Origin of the sequence: Streptomyces sp. NPDC093984 (assembly GCF_044764595.1) — a bacterium.
GTDB lineage: Bacteria > Actinomycetota > Actinomycetes > Streptomycetales > Streptomycetaceae > Streptomyces > Streptomyces cynarae.
The window spans coordinates 320,696-337,750 of the sequence record NZ_JBIWIM010000001.1; the positions used below are offsets into that span (position 1 = coordinate 320,696).

At 71.2% G+C, this 17,055-nt stretch carries 15 protein-coding genes and 1 pseudogene; 10 read left to right on the forward strand and 6 right to left on the reverse strand.

Going from position 1 to position 17,055, the window contains the following annotated elements; translation table 11 throughout:
- Window positions 1-95 precede the first annotated feature (95 nt).
- Window positions 96-1,316 carry an acyltransferase family protein gene (locus ACIRC0_RS01525; protein WP_403609746.1) on the forward strand — a complete coding sequence of 407 codons (1,221 nt, stop codon included), beginning with the start codon at window positions 96-98 and terminating at the stop codon, window positions 1,314-1,316.
- A 138-nt stretch (window positions 1,317-1,454) separates the two neighbouring features.
- On the opposite strand, the pseudogene ACIRC0_RS01530 reads toward ACIRC0_RS01525, so the two are convergent.
- Window positions 1,455-1,718, reverse strand: a pseudogene (locus tag ACIRC0_RS01530) (hypothetical protein); the annotation flags it as partial.
- 687 nt (window positions 1,719-2,405) lie between these two features.
- On the opposite strand from ACIRC0_RS01530, the gene ACIRC0_RS01535 reads away from it, so the two are divergent.
- From ACIRC0_RS01535 to ACIRC0_RS01555, 5 genes are all read left to right on the forward strand, one after another.
- Window positions 2,406-3,263: an ABC transporter substrate-binding protein gene (locus ACIRC0_RS01535; protein ID WP_403609749.1), complete on the forward strand. Its 858-nt coding sequence runs from the start codon at window positions 2,406-2,408 to the stop codon at window positions 3,261-3,263.
- Entirely contained in the window at window positions 3,260-4,009 is a 750-nt protein-coding gene (locus ACIRC0_RS01540) for an amino acid ABC transporter permease (protein WP_403609751.1), read from the forward strand. The genes ACIRC0_RS01535 and ACIRC0_RS01540 overlap by 4 nt, the downstream gene beginning before the upstream one ends.
- Window positions 4,006-4,776 carry an amino acid ABC transporter ATP-binding protein gene (locus ACIRC0_RS01545; RefSeq protein WP_403609754.1) on the forward strand — a complete coding sequence of 257 codons (771 nt, stop codon included), beginning with the start codon at window positions 4,006-4,008 and terminating at the stop codon, window positions 4,774-4,776. The genes ACIRC0_RS01540 and ACIRC0_RS01545 overlap by 4 nt, the downstream gene beginning before the upstream one ends.
- A complete protein-coding gene (locus tag ACIRC0_RS01550; protein WP_403609756.1) occupies window positions 4,776-5,900 on the forward strand; it encodes a LacI family DNA-binding transcriptional regulator in 1,125 nt (374 codons plus the stop codon). The genes ACIRC0_RS01545 and ACIRC0_RS01550 overlap by 1 nt, the downstream gene beginning before the upstream one ends.
- Window positions 5,901-6,083: 183 nt before the next feature.
- On the forward strand, window positions 6,084-7,193 hold the full coding sequence (locus tag ACIRC0_RS01555; RefSeq protein ID WP_403609759.1) for an NAD(P)/FAD-dependent oxidoreductase: 1,110 nt from the start codon (window positions 6,084-6,086) through the stop codon (window positions 7,191-7,193).
- 112 nt (window positions 7,194-7,305) lie between these two features.
- Here the strand turns inward: ACIRC0_RS01555 and ACIRC0_RS01560 are convergent, their stop codons facing one another.
- The 3 genes from ACIRC0_RS01560 to ACIRC0_RS01570 form a co-directional block, all read right to left on the reverse strand.
- Window positions 7,306-7,851 (reverse strand): DUF488 family protein, encoded by a 546-nt coding sequence (locus tag ACIRC0_RS01560; protein WP_403609762.1) that lies wholly within the window; start codon window positions 7,849-7,851, stop codon window positions 7,306-7,308.
- Window positions 7,852-7,935: 84 nt separating this feature from the next.
- Entirely contained in the window at window positions 7,936-8,373 is a 438-nt protein-coding gene (locus ACIRC0_RS01565) for a hypothetical protein (protein WP_403609764.1), read from the reverse strand.
- A 4-nt stretch (window positions 8,374-8,377) separates the two neighbouring features.
- Window positions 8,378-9,112, reverse strand: a complete 735-nt coding sequence (locus tag ACIRC0_RS01570; protein WP_403609766.1) for a helix-turn-helix transcriptional regulator — start codon at window positions 9,110-9,112, stop codon at window positions 8,378-8,380.
- Window positions 9,113-9,235: 123 nt separating this feature from the next.
- Between ACIRC0_RS01570 and ACIRC0_RS01575 the strand changes: the two genes are divergently transcribed.
- The 3 genes from ACIRC0_RS01575 to ACIRC0_RS01585 all read left to right on the forward strand — a co-directional run bounded on the left by ACIRC0_RS01575 (window position 9,236) and on the right by ACIRC0_RS01585 (window position 12,874).
- On the forward strand, window positions 9,236-9,634 hold the full coding sequence (locus ACIRC0_RS01575) for a cupin domain-containing protein (RefSeq protein WP_403609769.1): 399 nt from the start codon (window positions 9,236-9,238) through the stop codon (window positions 9,632-9,634).
- Between the two features lie 160 nt (window positions 9,635-9,794).
- Window positions 9,795-11,198, forward strand: a complete 1,404-nt coding sequence (locus tag ACIRC0_RS01580; RefSeq protein ID WP_403609771.1) for an amino acid permease — start codon at window positions 9,795-9,797, stop codon at window positions 11,196-11,198.
- Window positions 11,199-11,467: 269 nt separating this feature from the next.
- Window positions 11,468-12,874: a protein kinase gene (locus ACIRC0_RS01585; RefSeq protein ID WP_403609774.1), complete on the forward strand. Its 1,407-nt coding sequence runs from the start codon at window positions 11,468-11,470 to the stop codon at window positions 12,872-12,874.
- Window positions 12,875-12,956: 82 nt separating this feature from the next.
- Here the strand turns inward: ACIRC0_RS01585 and ACIRC0_RS01590 are convergent, their stop codons facing one another.
- A complete protein-coding gene (locus ACIRC0_RS01590; protein ID WP_403609777.1) occupies window positions 12,957-15,149 on the reverse strand; it encodes an MMPL family transporter in 2,193 nt (730 codons plus the stop codon).
- 324 nt (window positions 15,150-15,473) lie between these two features.
- Window positions 15,474-16,040: a TetR family transcriptional regulator gene (locus ACIRC0_RS01595; RefSeq protein ID WP_403609779.1), complete on the reverse strand. Its 567-nt coding sequence runs from the start codon at window positions 16,038-16,040 to the stop codon at window positions 15,474-15,476.
- A gap of 87 nt (window positions 16,041-16,127) precedes the next feature.
- Here ACIRC0_RS01595 and ACIRC0_RS01600 point away from each other — a divergent pair, with 87 nt between their 5' ends.
- Window positions 16,128-17,051 carry an SDR family oxidoreductase gene (locus ACIRC0_RS01600; RefSeq protein WP_403609782.1) on the forward strand — a complete coding sequence of 308 codons (924 nt, stop codon included), beginning with the start codon at window positions 16,128-16,130 and terminating at the stop codon, window positions 17,049-17,051.
- Window positions 17,052-17,055: the final 4 nt, after the last annotated feature.

Here is a 17,055-nt window from a genome sequence, read left to right on the forward strand (position 1 = left end):
GATCCGGACACGCGGCCGAGGGAGATCGTCCGTGCCGGTGTGACGTTCCCTACTGCCCCCGAATGAAACGTGGCGAACGGGCAACGTTCCCCTTCATGCCCGTTCGCACACCCCCGGTAGACGACACGACGACGGCGCCCCGGACAGCGCCCGCCGCCACCACCGAGCCCGCCACAAGGGTCCCTCCGTCCGCTCCGGCGCCGTCGCTGCCGTCCCTCACCGGACTGCGCTGGATGGCCGCGCTCCTGGTCTTCGGACTGCACGTGCGCAACTTCGGCTATTTCGGAGGCACCGGCGGCCACATCATGACCTGGGCGTTCGACGCCGGGGGTACCGGGGTGTCGTTCTTCTTCATCCTGTCCGGATTCGTTCTGATGTGGACCGCGCGGCCGAACGACCGCGTGCTCTCCTTCTGGCGGCGGCGCATCGCCCGTATCTTTCCCGTTCATCTGGTCACCGCCGGGATCGCGCTGCTCATGGTCTACACGCCGCCCCATCTGGCGAAGCCGACGGCGGCCCAGGGAGTGGCCAACGTCCTGCTGGTGCACGCCTGGCGGCAGCCCTGGTGGCAGACGCTGAACCCGGTCAGCTGGTCGCTGGCCTGCGAGGCCTTCTTCTACGCCGCCTTCCCGCTGATGGTGGTCGTCCTGCGCCGTCTCGGTCCCCGGGCGTCGGCGGCGCTGGCCGGGGCATCCGTGCTGGCGGTCCTGGTCCTCGCCCGGGCGGACGCCCACGACTGGGTGAGCCAGTCGCTCTACTCCCTCCCCGCCGCCCGCCTGCCCGAGTTCGTCCTCGGCGCCGCCACCGCCCGGCTGGTGCGGCTCGAACGGTGGCGCGGTCCCGGCCTGGAAGCCTCACTCGCCCTGGCGATCATCGGCTACTTCCTCGTGCCGCAGATCACCGACGGGGGGTACCCGGCCACCGCCTGCACCCTCATCGGCTTCGCGCTGCTCATCCCGGCGGCGGCCGTCGCCGACCTGCGCGGCCTGCCCTCGCTGTGGCGGCACCGGCGACTGGTGCGCCTGGGGGAACTCTCGTTCGCGTTCTACATGATCCACCTTCTGGTGCTGCGGGCCGGCACCAGCCTGCTCGGCAACTCGCCCCGCTTCGGCCTGCCGACGGCCGCGGTCACCACCGCCATCGCGTTCGGTCTGTCCCTCGCCCTGTCCTGGGTGCTGTACGAGGCGGTGGAACGCCCCGCACGACGGCTGCTGCTCCGCGGTCGCCGCTCCTCCCGCACACACCGGGCCCCGAAGGCCGCCGTGCCGGAGCCCATCGCGCCCACCCGCGAGGCTCCGGCCACGGCACCCGACTGACGGGGCGCCGCACAGGACCGGCGACGCCGGGCGCCCTGGTCGAGCCGCTCCCCACCGGGATCGGCTCGGCCGTGGCGCACCCGGCGCAGCCGGGCGTGCCACGGATCACGTGGCGGCAGCCAGGTGTGCCGGTCCGCCTCAGCCCACGGTCGCCTGCACGTACGGCACCAGCCGCACAGGTCCGACCAGGCCGTGGGCCTGGCGGGCGGCGGCGCCGAACACGGCCGCCTGGACGGCCCTGAGGCGGTTGATGAGGGGTGTCGCCACCTCGATCTCGAGGGTGTTGTCGCCCTGTCACAGCAGGGCGCCCACGTCGACGACGGGGTGCAGGCGGTCGGCGGGCGCCAGCCGCGTGCCGTTGACGGTCACCCGGAACGTGTCGCTGACCTGCCCGAGGTCCAGGTAGGGCCGTCCGGCCACCACCACCGGAACCTGGGACGCACCGACCGCGGCGGGTCGGCGAACCACTCGCGGCCGAACCACTCGCCGCCCGGCCGCCCGCTTACTCCGTCGGCGGCGAGGGCGACGCGACCCGGCGACGTGGCCTGGAGAGCCACCGCGGTGCCGGCGGCGGCCAGGCCGGCGGCCAGAACCGAGCGGCGTGAGATCCCGCCCCGCCGCGAGATGTGTCCATGCATGAGTGCGACCCAGAGGATTCGGAGACCGAACGTTTTGAATCGTTTCAATCACCTCGAACGCCGGAACGTTAAGCCGCCGTTCCGGCAAGGTCAAGACATCGGTGGCGCGTTGGGGCGGCAGCCCACACGGCGACAACTTCCGGCCCACGCGGGTATTGACCGCCCATGACGCACGTGAGAACGTTCTCTCACCCAGCCGGGAGAACGTTCTCTCAAGACTTCCGAGAGAACGTTCTCAGCAAGCGCGCGTCGAGGGACCTGTCGCGCCCCTCACGTGCCGTCCGCGACCGCGGAGGGGCATCCGGCTCCGCAGCCGTCGGCCACCCGGCAACCGCCGTTCGGCCCCGTCGATCAGGCCGTCACCACCCGCACCACCGGCCGGAATCCCGTGCGCCCGGCACGGGTCCGGTGCTCAGCGCACGCATGACGTTCCAGCACGCATGGAGGAGACATGGGGAAGTTCCGCTCGGCCAGAGGGGTGGCCGCCGCGGCGGCCGTGCTGGCCCTCGCCGCGACCGGCTGCGGTTCCGGTTCCGCGGCGGACGCGAGCTCGTCGGCCGCGAACGCGTCCGGCGTGGCCCAGGCCGGCACGCTGAAGGTCGGCACGTCGAACAACACCAAGCCGTACACCTACGAGGAGAACGGCAAGCTGACCGGCTTCGACGTCGACCTGATCTCGGCAGCGGCACAGAAGCTGAAGCTGAAGCCGCAGTTCGTCTCGCTGGACTTCGCGGGACTGCTGCCGGCGGTCAACAATCGGCAGTTCGACGTGGCCGCCGCGGCCGTGGGCATCACCACCGACCGTGTGAAGATGGTCGACTTCTGCGACGGCTATCTCGCGGGCTACTTCGGCCTGTTGACGGCCGCGAAGAGCGGCATCACGTCCAAGGTCTCCAGCGTCGAGGGAAAGAAGATCGCGGTCCTCCAGGGCTCCATCACCGACGTCAACTCCGCCACACTGATCCCCGGCGCGCAGATCGTCCGCTTCCCCGACAACAACACGGCCGCCCTGGCCCTGAAGAACGGCCGCGTCGACGGGTTCTTCAACGACTACGGTCCCAACCGCGCCATCGCCGGCAAGTACCCGGCCCTGCACCTGAGCCAGCCCCTCACCGTCCCCGCCACCGACTTCCCCGCCGGCTGGGCGGTCCGCAAGGGCAACACCCCGCTGCGGAGCAAGCTCGACACCGCGCTGAAGGAAGTCGTCGCCGACGGGACCTGGCTGAAGCTCTACAAGAAGTACTTCCCCGAGGACCCGGTGCCGAGCGGCAGCCAGCTGCCCCCGTACAAGGCGAAGGCCCTGAAGTGAACGACCTCCTCGACAACTTCTTCGACTGGCGTCTGATCGGGCGGGTACTGCCGGACCTGCTCACCTACGGCCTGCGCAACACCCTGCTGCTGTCGGTGCTGTCCGCACTCCTCGGCAGTGTCATCGGCATGGTGCTCGCGGTCATGGCCCTGTCGTCCCGCCCCTGGCTGCGGTTCCCCGCCCGCGTCTACACCGACGTCTTCCGCGGTATGCCCGCCGCGCTCACCATCCTGGTGATCGGCGAGGGTGTGTTCGCGGCCCGGGTCAGCTGGCTGGCCTCGCCGTACCCGGCGGCCATCCTGGCGCTGAGCCTGATGTCGGGGGCCTACATCGGGGAGATCTTCCGCTCGGGCATCCAGAGCGTCGACAAGGGACAGGGCGAGGCGTGCCGGGCCCTCGGCCTCACCCACGGCCAGGCGCTGCGCCTGGTGGTGGTGCCGCAGGGTGTGCGGCGGGTGCTGCCGGCGATGGTGAACCAGTTCATCGGCATCATCAAGGACTCCAGCCTCGTGTACTTCCTGGGGCTGATCACCACCCAGCGCGAGCTGTTCCGGATCGGCGAGGACGAGTCGGTCACCTCGGGCAACCTGTCACCGCTGCTGGCCACCGGCCTGTGCTACCTGCTGCTGACGGTCCCCCTCACCCACCTCGTCAACCACATCGACCGGCGGCTGCGCGAGGGCTCCCGTCCGGCGGCGGCGCCCGAGGAGCCCTCGCTCGTCGACCCGAAGGAGGTGCTGGTGTGAGGACGCCGGACCTGACCGTCTCCCCGGCCGAGCAGCGGTACACGGGCGCCTCCCTTCAGGCGCGCGACATCCGGATGCGGTTCGGGCCCGTCGAGGTGCTGCGCGGTGCGGACCTGACGGCGCCGGCCGGTGAGGTGGTGTGCGTCATCGGCCCCTCCGGCTCGGGCAAGTCGACCCTGCTGCGCTGTCTGAACGGCCTGGAGACCCGCACGTCGGGCGAGGTCCTGCTGGACGGCGAGGACACCGCGGCGATGGACCCCGACGTGCTGCGGCAGCGCATCGGCATGGTGTTCCAGCAGTTCAACCTGTTCCCGCACAAGACGGCCCTGCAGAACATCACGCTGGCGCTGCGCACCGTGAAGAAGCTGTCGAAGGAGGAGGCCGCCGAGATCGCGCTGCGGCGTCTGCACGACGTCGGGCTCGGCGACCGTGGCGGACACCGGCCCGCCCAGCTGTCCGGCGGGCAGCAGCAGCGGGTCGCCATCGCCCGGGCTCTGGCCATGGAGCCGCAGGTGATGCTGTTCGACGAGGCCACGAGCGCGCTGGACCCGGAACTGGTCAAGGGGATCCTGGAGTTGATGGCCGAGCTGGCCGGCGCGGGCATGACCATGGTGGTCGTGACCCACGAGATGGGCTTCGCCCGGCAGGTCGCCGATACAGTGGTGTTCATGGATGCGGGAGTCGTCGTGGAGTCCGGGCCGCCGGAGCAGATCTTCGACGCGCCGCGGTCCGCGCGGCTGAAGAAGTTCCTCTCGCAGGTGCTGTGATGGCGGCGAACGGTACGGGAGCGCAGGGCGGACGCAAGCGTCCGACGGTGGCCGACGTGGCCCGCGAGGCCGGCGTGTCGGTGGCCACCGCGGGCCGCGCCCTCGGCGACTACGGCCGGGTCGGCGACGCCCTGCGCGACCAGGTGCGGGCCGCCGCCGCCAGGCTCGGCTACTCCCCCAACGGCGTCGCCCGCAGCATGCGCTCCGGCGGCACCCGCACCATCGGCTTCATCGGGGTCGACATCTCCAACCCCTACTTCGCCACCGCGATGCGCGGCATCTGCGACGTGGCCCGCGAGGAGGGCTACGAGGCGATCCTGGCCAACAGCGACGACCGCATGGACGCCGAACGGGCCGCGGTGAAGGTCTTCCTGGAGAAGCAGATCGAGGGCCTCGTCGTCGCGCCGAACGCCGTGATCGACGTCGCCCACCTGCGGCGCGCCCAGGACCTCGGGGTGCCGGTGGTCCTGCTCGACCGCCACAGCAGCGCCCTGGACGCGGACAGCGTCGTCATCGACAACGAGGGCGCCGCGAGGGAGGCGGTCGAGTATCTGCTGGAGCTGGGCCACCGGCGGATCGGGATGCTCCTGTACGTGGATCCCGACGAAAGCCCCGAACTGGTCACGTCGGACAACGGCCGGCTGACCGTACGGGGGGCGGCGCGCCCCTCGATCGACCGTATCCGCGGCTACCTGGCCGCTCTGGACGCGTACGGCGCGGAGTCGTCCCGGGAGCTGATCCGCTGCTCGGTGATCGGGGACGCCGCAGAGTTCGAGAAGGAGGCCCACGCGCTGCTGTCGCTTCCCGAGCCGCCGACCGCCGTCTTCGCCGCCGACAACGTCGCCACCCAGGGGTTGTTCACAGCCGTCCGGCAGCGGGGCCTCGCCCTCCCGGGCGACATCTCGCTGGTCGGCTTCGACGATCTGGACTGGACGACTCTGGTCGACCCGCCGCTGACCGTGGTGGGCCAGTCGCCGATGGACATGGGACGCACCGCTGCCGAGCGGCTCTTCGCCCGGATCAAGGGCGACGACAGCCCCGGCGAACGGATCGTGCTGCCCACTCGGCTGCTCGTCCGCTCCAGCGCCGCGGAGCCGCGGCGCGGCGACGCCCGCGCCGACTGACACAGGGCCTGGCCCCGAGACCCTCACCCTCACCCTCATCCTCGCTCAGCGCAGCGCGTACACGACGCGGCGCACGCACCCAACACGCTCATGCGAGCGCATCCCTCACGGCGCCCGCGGAAAGGCACGTTCACCATGCCCGTTTCCTCACCTTCGTCCTCTTCTTCCTCCAGCCGTCGCCGCGTGGCCGTGGTCGGCGGTGGCGTGCTCGGCGTGTCGACCGCGGCACAGCTCGCACGGCGCGGCGCGGACGTCGTCCTGGTCACCGACTCCGGCCTGACCTCGGGCGCGTCGGGGCGCTCCCTGTCGTGGCTGAACTCCTTCGGCGGTCCCGGCGTCCGCTCGGCGGCCTACCACGACCTGCGGATGCTGGGCCTGGACCGCTACCGCACGTTCGCGCACCGGGTTCCGTCCTCCTCCCCCTACCTCCGCTTCGACGGCGGACTGACCTGGGCCCCGTCCGGTGACACCGAGCCGCATCGCTCGGCGTTCGCCCATATGCGGCGGTGCGGCTACGACGCGGTGTGGCTGAACCGCGACGAGGTCGCCGACCGGACGCCGGGCGTCGACCCGGCCGCCGTCCCCGACGAAGGGGCGATCTTCAACCCCGGTGAGGGCTGGGTGGACCTCGCGGCGCTCGTCCAGCGGCTCGCCGCCGACCTCACTGGGGCCGGCGGCCGGATCGTCACCGGTGCCGGAGCGGCATCCGTCATGGTGGGGGGAGGCCGTGCCAGGGCCGTGCGGACCGGGTCGGGTGAGCGGATCGACGTCGATGCCGTGCTTCTGGCGACCGGTGCCGCCGTGCCGCGGATGGTTCAGGAATACGGTGTCACCATCCCGGACGCCACCCCGGTGGCCCTCCTGGTGCGGACCCCGCCCGTGGACACCGCCCTGCGAGCGGTGCTCAACACCCCGCGTGTGGCCGTGCGTCCTGCGCCGGACGGTTCACTGGTGATGGACTCCGACGCGGCGGCGGACGAGGTGGTCGTCCACCCGGACGGCAGCTACGAGGTCAAGGACGCCACGGTCGAGCGGCTGCTGCGCGAGGCGTCGGCCGTGCTGGAGGGCAACCCCGTACTGACCGCCGCCTCCTACGGGGTCGGGCCCAAGCCGATCCCCGGCGACGGCGAGCCGGTCTTCGGCGAACTCGACGAGGTACCCGGCCTGTTCGTGGCGTTCACGCACAGCGGGGCGACGCTCGCTTTGATCGCGGGTGAACTGCTGGCCGACGAGATCGTCACCGGGGAGCCCAGCCCGCTCCTCGCGGACTTCCGTCCGGGCCGCTTCGGCTGACCCCGCCCGGAACGGCAGGGTGCGCCGGGGACACCCTGCCGTTCCGCCGTGCGGTCCGGCAGCCCGGCCTCGCGCCGCACCGGTCGGTCCCCCGCTTCTGCGGCCTACCCGCTCACTGCCCGGCCGGAGGCTCGACGTCGTAGACGAGCAGTCCGTCGTCGCGCAGCCGCACTCCCTGGCTGAGGGAGTGCGGGACGAGCCGGCCGTCGTGCATCAGATGCAGGACGGCCCGCCCGCGTGCGAGCACCACGAAGTCGGCGATGAGGCGACGGTGGCAGCGCCACCAGACCGCCTCCCCGCACATCACGGCCGTCCGGCGCTGTGCGGCTTCCTCGAGGAGCAGCGTGATCGCGTCGACGAACTCGGCCGTCCGGGTGTGTCCGGCGTATCCGCGGAAGGACTCGTTGCGCCACACGGTGTCGGGTGAGTCCTGCGGCACCTTGCGGAATCCACCCAGTCGCGGCTCCCAGCGGTAGGCGATCCCGCACTCGGGCAGCCACTGCCGCAGCCGCTCCCTGCCGACGTCCGGGTTGCGGCGGCTTCCCGGCGCGGTCCTGACATCCACCACGGCGGCGATCCCCGCCGCGCGCAACAGGTCCGAGAGCCGGTCGCGGTCCGCCGTACCGTGTCCGAAGGTGACGAGCGCCTGTTGCCTCATACGTCCAGGATCGTCCGAACGCCTGGTCCCGCAGCCGCTCCGGCTCGGCGACCCCGGTCGTGGGTCCTCCCCGTGCGGCTGGGTTCACCGTGTCAGCACGCTGACGCCCAGCGCGATCAGGCCGACGGCCTTGAGGATCTCCAGGGCCACGTAGTACAGGTGCGCCCGGGAGCGGGGCGCGTCCTCCCCGGTCTCTCCGACCAGCACGCGATCGGACCGCCGGTTGAGAAGCGGCCGGACCACACCGAGCTGCACCGCCAGCAGCACCACCACGCACGCGGTGAGCACGACCACACCGGTCGGCGAGCCTCCGGCCGCCACCGCCGCGATCAAGACGACGGCCCATACGGCCTCGGCGAGGTTCAGCGCGCGAAAGACGAGGCGGCCGATGCCGAGCCCGATGGGAATCGTCACTCCGGGGGCACGGAACTTCAACGGCGCCTCCAGGAAGGAGATCGCCAGGACCATGCCCAGCCATACGAAGGTCACCGCGGACGCGATGGCGGCCCCCGTCGTATTCATTCCCTCATTCGCCCTTCTGTGCAGCGGTCGCCCGGGGCGGCCCCGGCTCCGTCGGATCGTGTGCCCGTTCTCCTGCGGCGGGCCGGGCCGCGTGTCCCAGGCGCGCCAGGCAGGCACCGGGTTCGGCGAACGGCTCCAGTGCGGTGGCGGTGACCGGGCCGCCCCATTCCGCGAGCGCGCCCTGCATCAGGCCCAGGTGCAGCGGGCAGACGACGGAGCCGTACTCCTCTGCCAGTTCGAGGAACGGGCAGTGCCGCAGCCGGATGGTCTCCGGCACCGGGGCGCCCTGCCCGGGTTCGGGAGCGAAGCCGAGGTCGGCCAGCAGGGCGGTGAGCCGGGTGGCCGCCTCCTCGTCCGTCAGCCGCCGGAACGGGGGTGGCGGGTCGGCCAGGTAGCGGCCCCAGGCGCGCCCGGCCTCCCGGGCGGCCTCCGCCGCGCCGGGACCGGCTGACGCCAGGCGGCTGAGCAGCATCTGGGCCAGCAGGCGGTAGTTGCGCACACCCGCGCGGTCCATGCCCGGCCGCGGGGTGTAGACGGCGCGGGGGCGTCCGCGGCCCGAGGGTTCCTCCAGGCTCCGCCGCGCCTCGCCCCCCTCCACCAGAGCGTCCAGGTGGAAGCGTGCCGTGTTGGCGTGGATGCCGAGCCGCTGCGCGACCTCGGTGACGCCCAACGGCCGCCCCGACGAGCGCAGCGCCCGCAGCACCTCCCGCCTACGAGGGCGCTCGACCGCACCGCTCACGGCGCGCTCACCCCCTTCTCCGCCACGGCCGCGGACCGGCCACCGGCCGGACGCCTCCGCTGAATTTCTACGAATATCACTTGGAATAATAGGCACACCTACGCACCGGACGAACGGCCATCGATGACTGACCCCTCCGCCCCCGCATCGGACGGCATGCCCGTGGACGCCGCCGTCCCGCGCCTGTTGTGCGACATCCGGGCCCTCACCGACATCGCCCCGGAGTCGGCCGGCGCGATGTGGAAGCTCGCCGAGTCCGGACGCCAGCTCGACGCCAACCTCATCCGCCTGCCCGCCCGGCAGCGCGTGGACACCCACACCGAGCCGGACCTGGACGTCCTTCTCCTGGTCGTCGCCGGCGACGGCGTCCTCGGCAGCCCCGACGGGCCACGCCCTCTCACCGAGGGCACCCTGCTCTGGCTGCCGCGCGGCTCCACCCGCAGCGTCACCGCGGGGGAAGGCGGACTGTCCTACCTCACCGTCCACAAGCGCCGCCCTGGCATGCAGATCCGCCGCCGCTGAACGATTCCCGGCTCGGCGACCGCCACGGCGCATCTTTTGCGGCGCTCGACGGCGCCATACAGGACAAAGGCGTGCGATTTGGAGTCACATCGGGCCATGCCGGACCATGGGTCCGCCCCGGCGACCCCGGGCACCAGTTCGATGAAAGGCGCACCACCCCATGCACGTCACCGGAACCGTCCCCCCGTCGGCTCCGGCCCCTCAGGAGGCCCTGGCGGCTCCTGCCCCCGCCGAAGACCCCACCGGCACCACCGAAAGGCACGCCCGCCGCTTCGGGCTGCCCGTCGCCACCGCCCTCGTCATGGGCAACATCATCGGTGGCGGCATCTTCCTGCTCCCGGCCTCCGTCGCCCCGTACGGCACGGTCAGCCTGGTCGCCTTCGGCGTCCTGACCATCGGGGCCATCGCTCTCGCACTCGTCTTCGGCCGGCTCGCCGAGCGTGACCCGCGCACCGGCGGGCCTTACGTCTACGCCCGCGAGGCCTTCGGTGACTTCGCCGGTTTCCTCGCCGCCTGGGCGTACTGGATCACCACCTGGGTGTCGAACGCGGCACTCGCCGTCGCGGCCGTCGGCTACCTCGACGTGCTGATCCCGGTGAACGGTCACCGCTGGAGCGCCTGTCTGGCCGCGCTCACCCTGCAATGGCTGCCCGCCCTCGCCAACTTCGCGGGCACCCGCTACGTGGGCGCCGTCCAACTGGTGTCCACCGTGCTGAAGTTCGCACCGCTGCTGCTCGTCGCCGTCGGTGGGCTGTTCTTCTTCGACCCGCACAACCTCGGCCCGTTCCACGCGGGCGGCGGCAGCGCGATCGGTGCGGTGTCCGCCTCCGCCGCGATCCTGCTCTTCTCCTACCTCGGTGTGGAGTCCGCCGCCGTCAGCGCGGGCGAGGTCAGGAACGCCCGCCGCAACGTCGGACGCGCCACCGTCATCGGCACCACGGGCGCGGCGCTGGTCTATCTCCTCGGCACCCTGGCCGTCTTCGGCACGATCGCGCACGACCGCCTGGTGAAGTCCACCGCGCCCTTCTCGGACGCCGTGAACGCCATGTTCGGCGGCAGCTGGGGCGGCTGGGCCGTCGCGCTCGCCGCGCTCGTGTCGATGACCGGCTGCCTCAACGGCTGGACGCTGCTGAGCGCCCAGACCCCCTATGCCGCGGCCAAGGACGGCCTGTTCCCCGCGCCCTTCGCGCGCCGCCGGCGGGGCGTTCCGACCGTCGGAGTCGGCGTCACCGTCGTCCTCGCCTCGCTGCTCACCGTCTACAACTACACGTCGGGCTCGGCGAAGGTCTTCGAGATCCTGGTCCTCGTCACCACGTTCACCGCGACGGTGCCGTATCTGCTGGCCACCGCCGCGCAGCTCTTCCACCTCGTCTCGGGGCGGGGCGAGCCGGTCGACCGGGCGCGGCTCGTGCGGGACGCCGTGGTCGCGTCGGTCGCGGCCGCCTTCTCGCTGTGGCTCGTGGCGGGCGCCGGGTACGCGGCGGTGTACCAGGGCGTGCTGTTCCTGTTCGCGGGGGTCATCGTGTACGCCGTGCTGGCGGCCCGGCGGCAGAGGACGACCTGATCCCGGGGCGGCCGTTGCCGTCGGGGCCCGGCCGGCCCGGATGCCTGGGGAAGTGCCGGATTCAGCGGCGGGGCGTGGCCGTGCAGACGTGAGAGGCGGTTGATGCCGATTCCGTCCGGTTGCGCGGCGCGGCGGCGGGTACTCGCGCCCCCAGCGTTTCGCTGATTGCACTGCTCGGTGACGGTGACGGAGGACAGATGAAGGCCCCAGGTTCCGGATTCCGGTCGGCGCTGCAGGCCTCTTCGGAAATGGTGGGTGGCCGATACCGGTTGGGAGCCGGAATCGGCCGGGGAGGCGCCGCCGACGTCTATGAGGCGTTCGACGTCCGCCTCGGTCGCGAGGTGGCCGTCAAACTCTTCCGGCCGGACACCGATCCGCAGATGGAAGAGCGGTTCTCCGAGGAGGCCGTCCTCCTCGCACGTATGCAGCACCCGGGGCTGGTCACCATCTACGACGCCGGCCGGCACGGGGAGCGCGCCTATCTGGTGATGCAACTGATCAAGGGCGAGACGCTGCGCACGCATCTGGCCGCCGGGCCCCTGCCTCCCGGACGTGTCGCCGAGCTCGGTGCCGCCCTTGCGCAGGCGCTCGCCCATGTGCACAGTGCCGGCATCGTGCACCGTGACGTGAAGCCGTCGAATGTCCTGCTGAACGCCTCCGGAGCCCCTCACCTGGCGGACTTCGGTATCGCCCGACTGGTGAACGCCACGCGGCACACGGCCTCCGACGTCCTGATCGGAACCGCGGCCTATCTGTCCCCGGAGCAGGTCATGGGCAAGGAAGTGGGACCGTCCGCCGACGTCTACGCGCTCGGCCTGGTCCTGCTGGAGTGCCTGAAAGGCGAACTGGAATACGAGGGCACCCCGTTGGAGTCCGCCGTGGCCCGCCTTCACCGCCAACCCGTGGTTCCGCCCTCGGTGCCCCATGAGCTGGCCTGCCTGCTGAGCGCCATGACCGCTCAGGACGCAGGCGCCCGTCCGGACGCGGAGCACTGTGCCCAGGCGCTGTCCGCTCTGTGCGCCGATGCGTGGGTCCCTGCCCGCATCGGTGGTGCCGCGGTCGGAGGAGCCGAGGAGTTTCCGGTCGAGCCCACAGCCGCACATCCGCTCACCGGAACGAGGCATGCCGGCACAACGAAACACACACGCCGCCGTGCGGCGGGCGCCGTCCTCACCGCACTCTCGGCCACGCTGACGGCCACTCTCGTCATGGCCCCGGGCAGCAGCGATACCAACGCCGGGCGGCCCGACTCCGGCCCACCCTCGTCCCCGTCGGCCGAGTCACCGACCAAAACCGCGACCAGGGAAGCACCGTCCACGGCGGTCCCTCGACCGACCGCGTCCACGCTCCCGTCCGACTCGAGGACTTCCCGCTCCCCCGTCTCGAACGGCTCGGACGACGGCAACGGCACTGACGACCGCACTCCACCAGGGACCGCACTCCGCGACGCCCGTGCACCGAAGCAGAACGCCAAGAAGATCGCGGATTCCGGAACGGCCGAGGATTCCGGGGCCCCCACGGATTCCGGGACGGCCGCTGATTCCGGCACCCCCACGGATTCCGGGACGGCCGCTGATTCCGGGACCCCCACGGATTCCGGGACGGCAGGCACGGCAGGGGATGCCGGGAGGACCAAGAAGGCCCAGGTGTCCAAGGGACACGAAGACCACGGTTGACCCGTGTGCAGCCGGACGTGCGGAGTCACGAGTTCGGTCTGCCGGGCCGCGCGGCCCGGCAGACCTGCCCGTCACACTGTCGCTAGCTGCGACGCCCGGACGGATCGTGCGCGGGCGTGTTCCGGTCCTCACCGGGGACGGGCCCAGAACCGACGGATTCGGCGGCCGTGCCGGCCGGCGCTCCCTCCGCGCGGTCCCCGTGCCCCGGCCACCAGGCCGCGTGGCCGATCAGCGCGGTGAGACTCGGTGTGAAGAACATCGCCATGACGAAGGCGGCGACGGCGATGCCGAAGGAGACCGCGAAACCCATCTCCGTGAGCAGCGAGTTGCCCGCCAGCATCATCGTGGCGAAGGTCGCCGCCAGGATGAATCCCGCGGCGGCCACGGTCGGCCCGGCGTGCCTCAGCGCCATGCCGGCCGCCTCACGTGGCTCGCGGCCTTCCCGGGCCTCCTCGCGGAGCCGGGCGATCATGAGGATGTTGTAGTCGGTGCCGATGGCGACCACGAAGAGATACATGATCACCGGGAGCATGAACATCAGCCCCGACTGTCCCTGTCCCTCCTGGAAGATCCATACGGTGGCGCCGAGGGTGGCGCCGAAGCCGAGGCCCACCGAGGCGATCAGGTACCAGGGGGCGACCACACTGCGCAGCAGCAGCCCCAGGATGACCATGATCAGGACAGCGGCGACAGGGAAGACCGTCCGGTAGTCGTGGTTGACCGCGGCATTGATGTCCTTGTAGATCGAGGACATGCCACCGACGAGGGCCTCGGTGCCCTGCGGGGCGGAGGAGTGGGCGATGTCGCGCACCCTGCCCACGGCGTCGATCGCCTTGTCCGTCGACGCCTCGTACTTGAGCGTGACGGTGAAGTCCGCGGTGGTGCCGTCCTTGTTGACCTGGGTCATACGGGCGCCTGCGACGCCGTCCACGGCACCGAGTTTCTTCGCGTACGCGTCGAAGGCGGCCTTGTCCAGCGGCTTGCCGTCGGTGCTGGAGAGGTAGACGTCGGTGGGGGCGGCGGCGCCCGCCGAGTACGCCTTCTGCATCTCGTCCTGGACGACCATGGACTCCTTGGTCTTGGGCATGGAGCCCGAGGCAAGGTCGAACGTGGCCTTGTAGCCGAACGTGCCGAGCGACAGCGCGACCAGGACGAGGCCGGACACCGCGGCGGTCAGCGCCGGGCGGCGCTGCACGCCGCGGCCGAGGGCGGCGAAACGGGCGTTGTCCGGCTCGCGTTGCCAGGACTTGGAGGGCCAGAAGACCTTCGGCCCGATGAGCGAGACCACGGCCGGGATCAGGGTCAGGCCCGCGATCAGGGTGGCGGCGACCGCGATGGCGAGCGCCGGGCCCATCTGCTTGAGGAACCCGAGCGTGGACAGCACCAGTGCGAGGAAGGCGATGATGACCGCTCCGGCGGCCGAGGCGATGGCCTCACCGACCCGGTCCACCGCGTTGACCATGGCCTGCTTGGGCTCGTCGCCGGCGCGCAGGCGTTCGCGGTAGCGGAACATCAGGAAGAGGAAGTAGTCCGTGCCCACGCCGAAGAGCACGACGATCAGGATGGACGAGATCGAGCTGTTGGCCTGCAGGTCGAACAGCTTGGTGGCGTAAGCGATCAGCCCGTTGGCGACCGCGGACACCAGGCCGATCAGGATCAGGGGCAGTACGGCCAGGATCGGCGCCCGGAAGATGATCAGCAGCGTCACCAGGATGATCACGAAGGTGCCGATGCCGATCAGTGCCTGACCGCGCTGGGACGAGTCCTGCTGGTCGAGTGCCTGCGCGGCGGAGCCGCCGAGCTTGGCGTCGAGATGCGTGCCCTTGGCGAGTTCCTTGGCATCCTCGCGCAACACCTTGGCCGCGTCGGCCTGTTTGGGCTGGCCGGCGTTCTTGCTGTCCATCTGGACCAGGGTCAGGGCGTACCTGCCGTCCTTGGACGGCTGGCCGGGGACGACCTTCTGCACCTGGTCGATGTGCTTCTTGCCCAGTTCGGAGGTGATCCGGGCGACGTCCTGCTGGTCGGCGGCGGTCAACTTGCCGCCGTCGGTGCGCTGGTACAGCACGATCGCGGACGGGGTGAAGGCGCTGGGGAACGCCCTCGTCTGGAGATCCGCGGCTTTGATGGACTCGTAACTCTTGGGCAGGAAACTGCTCTCGTCACTGTTCGAGGGCAGGCTGGGAGCGGTGGCGACGATCGCCACCGCCGCGATTAACCATGCCACGATCGTCCAGACGGGGTGTCGGACGACGGCGTTCCCAATACGTCGGAACATGCGGGAGGGTCCTCCTGAGCAGGAAGATCACCGCAGCCCGGGGAGCGGACCCTGGCATCGGCGACCCCGACCGGCACGCATCGAACGGGCCGGTCGAATGGTTGTCTTGAGGTCCGATCGTAGTGGCCGCACGCCGAGATCATTGGGTCGGGCGTCCACTGATGTGAGAAGCCGTTGTCTTGTGTGATCCGGCTGTCGAGTGTCCGACGGTGAGGAGTGAACTTCGGTCCGGACAAGGCGCGTTGGAGCGCCGCACGACGCGGGCCCGCGCGGGCGGGGCCGTCGGCGGCGGTGCCACGGCAGGGCCGCCGGGCGCCCCTCCTCCTAGGCTCCCGCAGCCACGGCCTTGAGCTCCTCGAGCGATTCCCGCATCAGCTGCGACATCTCGCGTTCCTCGGCCGCCGCGATCCAGCGTTCGAAGCCGACCTTGAAGACGGCGACCCCCGCCTCAGCGGTCAGGCTCGCTGCCGGCTCCCCCACGCCCCGTCGGCGCAGGGTGTCGGCGAGCGCCGCCGACATCGAGGCGAGCTTGATCAGTTCGCGCTCCCTAAGTTCCGCGTTCGCCATGATCACAGCCTGCCGCCTCCGCGCGTGCTCGCGCCGGTCGGCGAACACCTTGGAGACCGCGTCAAGGCCCACGGCCAGCAAGTCGATGGGCGCTGCGGACTCCGGAGCGCCGGCGACCGCCTGCACGAGCAGGCCCTCCAGTTCACCGGAGCCGGCGAACAGCACCTCGCGCTTGTCGGCGTAGTGCCGGAAGAAGGTCCGCTCCGTGAGCCCGGCCCTTTTGGCGATCTCGGCCACGGTGGTCTGCTCGAACCCGCGCTCGCTGTAAAGCTCCAACGCCGCCTTCGCCAGGCGCTCACGCGCGTTCGGCTCCCATCTACCCATGCACCGATCTTAACGTGATGACAGCAACTGACATCAGGTGCTAGCGTCGATGACAGTAACTGACATCAACAGTTCGGGGTCTTTGTCATGCGCATCTTTGTCACCGGCGCGTCCGGCTGGATCGGTTCCGCCGTCGTGCCCGAGCTCATCGACGCGGGGCACCAGGTCGTCGGGCTGGCCCGCTCCGACGCCTCCGCCGACGCGCTCACCGCGGCCGGGGTGGAGGCCGTCCGCGGCACCCTCGACGACCTCGGCGTCCTGCGGGACACGGCCGCCGCCTCGGACGGGGTGATCCACCTGGCCTTCAAGCACGACATCGCCTTCACCGGCGACTTCCAGGGCGCCGCCGAGGCCGATCGCCGTGCCGTCGACGCCTTCGGCGACGCGCTCGCCGGCACGGACCGCCCCTTCGTCCTCGCCTCCGGCCTGGTCGGACTCGCACCCGGGCGCATGGCGACCGAGCGGGACATGCCCACGATCGACGGCTCGCCGACGTCGATCCGACCGGCCACCGCGCAAGCGGTGCTCGCACTCGCCTCGCGCGGCGTCCGCTCATCCGTGGTGCGGCTCTCTCCGACCTGCCACGGCGAAGGAGACAACGGCTTCATGGCGACCCTGGTGGCCATTGCCCGCGCCAAGGGAGTCTCCGGCTACATCGGCGACGGCGCCAACCGCTGGCCGGCCGTCCACCGCCTCGACGCCGCACGGCTGTTCCGTCTGGCGGTCGAGAAGGCCCCCGCCGGATCGGTGTTGCACGGCGTCGCGGAAGAGGGTGTCGCGATCCGCGACATCGCCGAGGTGATCGGCCGTCACCTCGATGTGCCGACGGCCTCCGTGGCCCCTGAGGCCGCATCCGAGCACTTCTCCTGGCTGGGCGCCTTCCTCCGCGCCGACGCCCCGGCGTCGAACACCCTGACCCGCGAACTGCTGGACTGGGAACCGACCCAGCCCGACCTCCTCGCCGATCTCGACAAGGGCCATTACTTCCACACCTCTGCCACCACCGACTGACCAG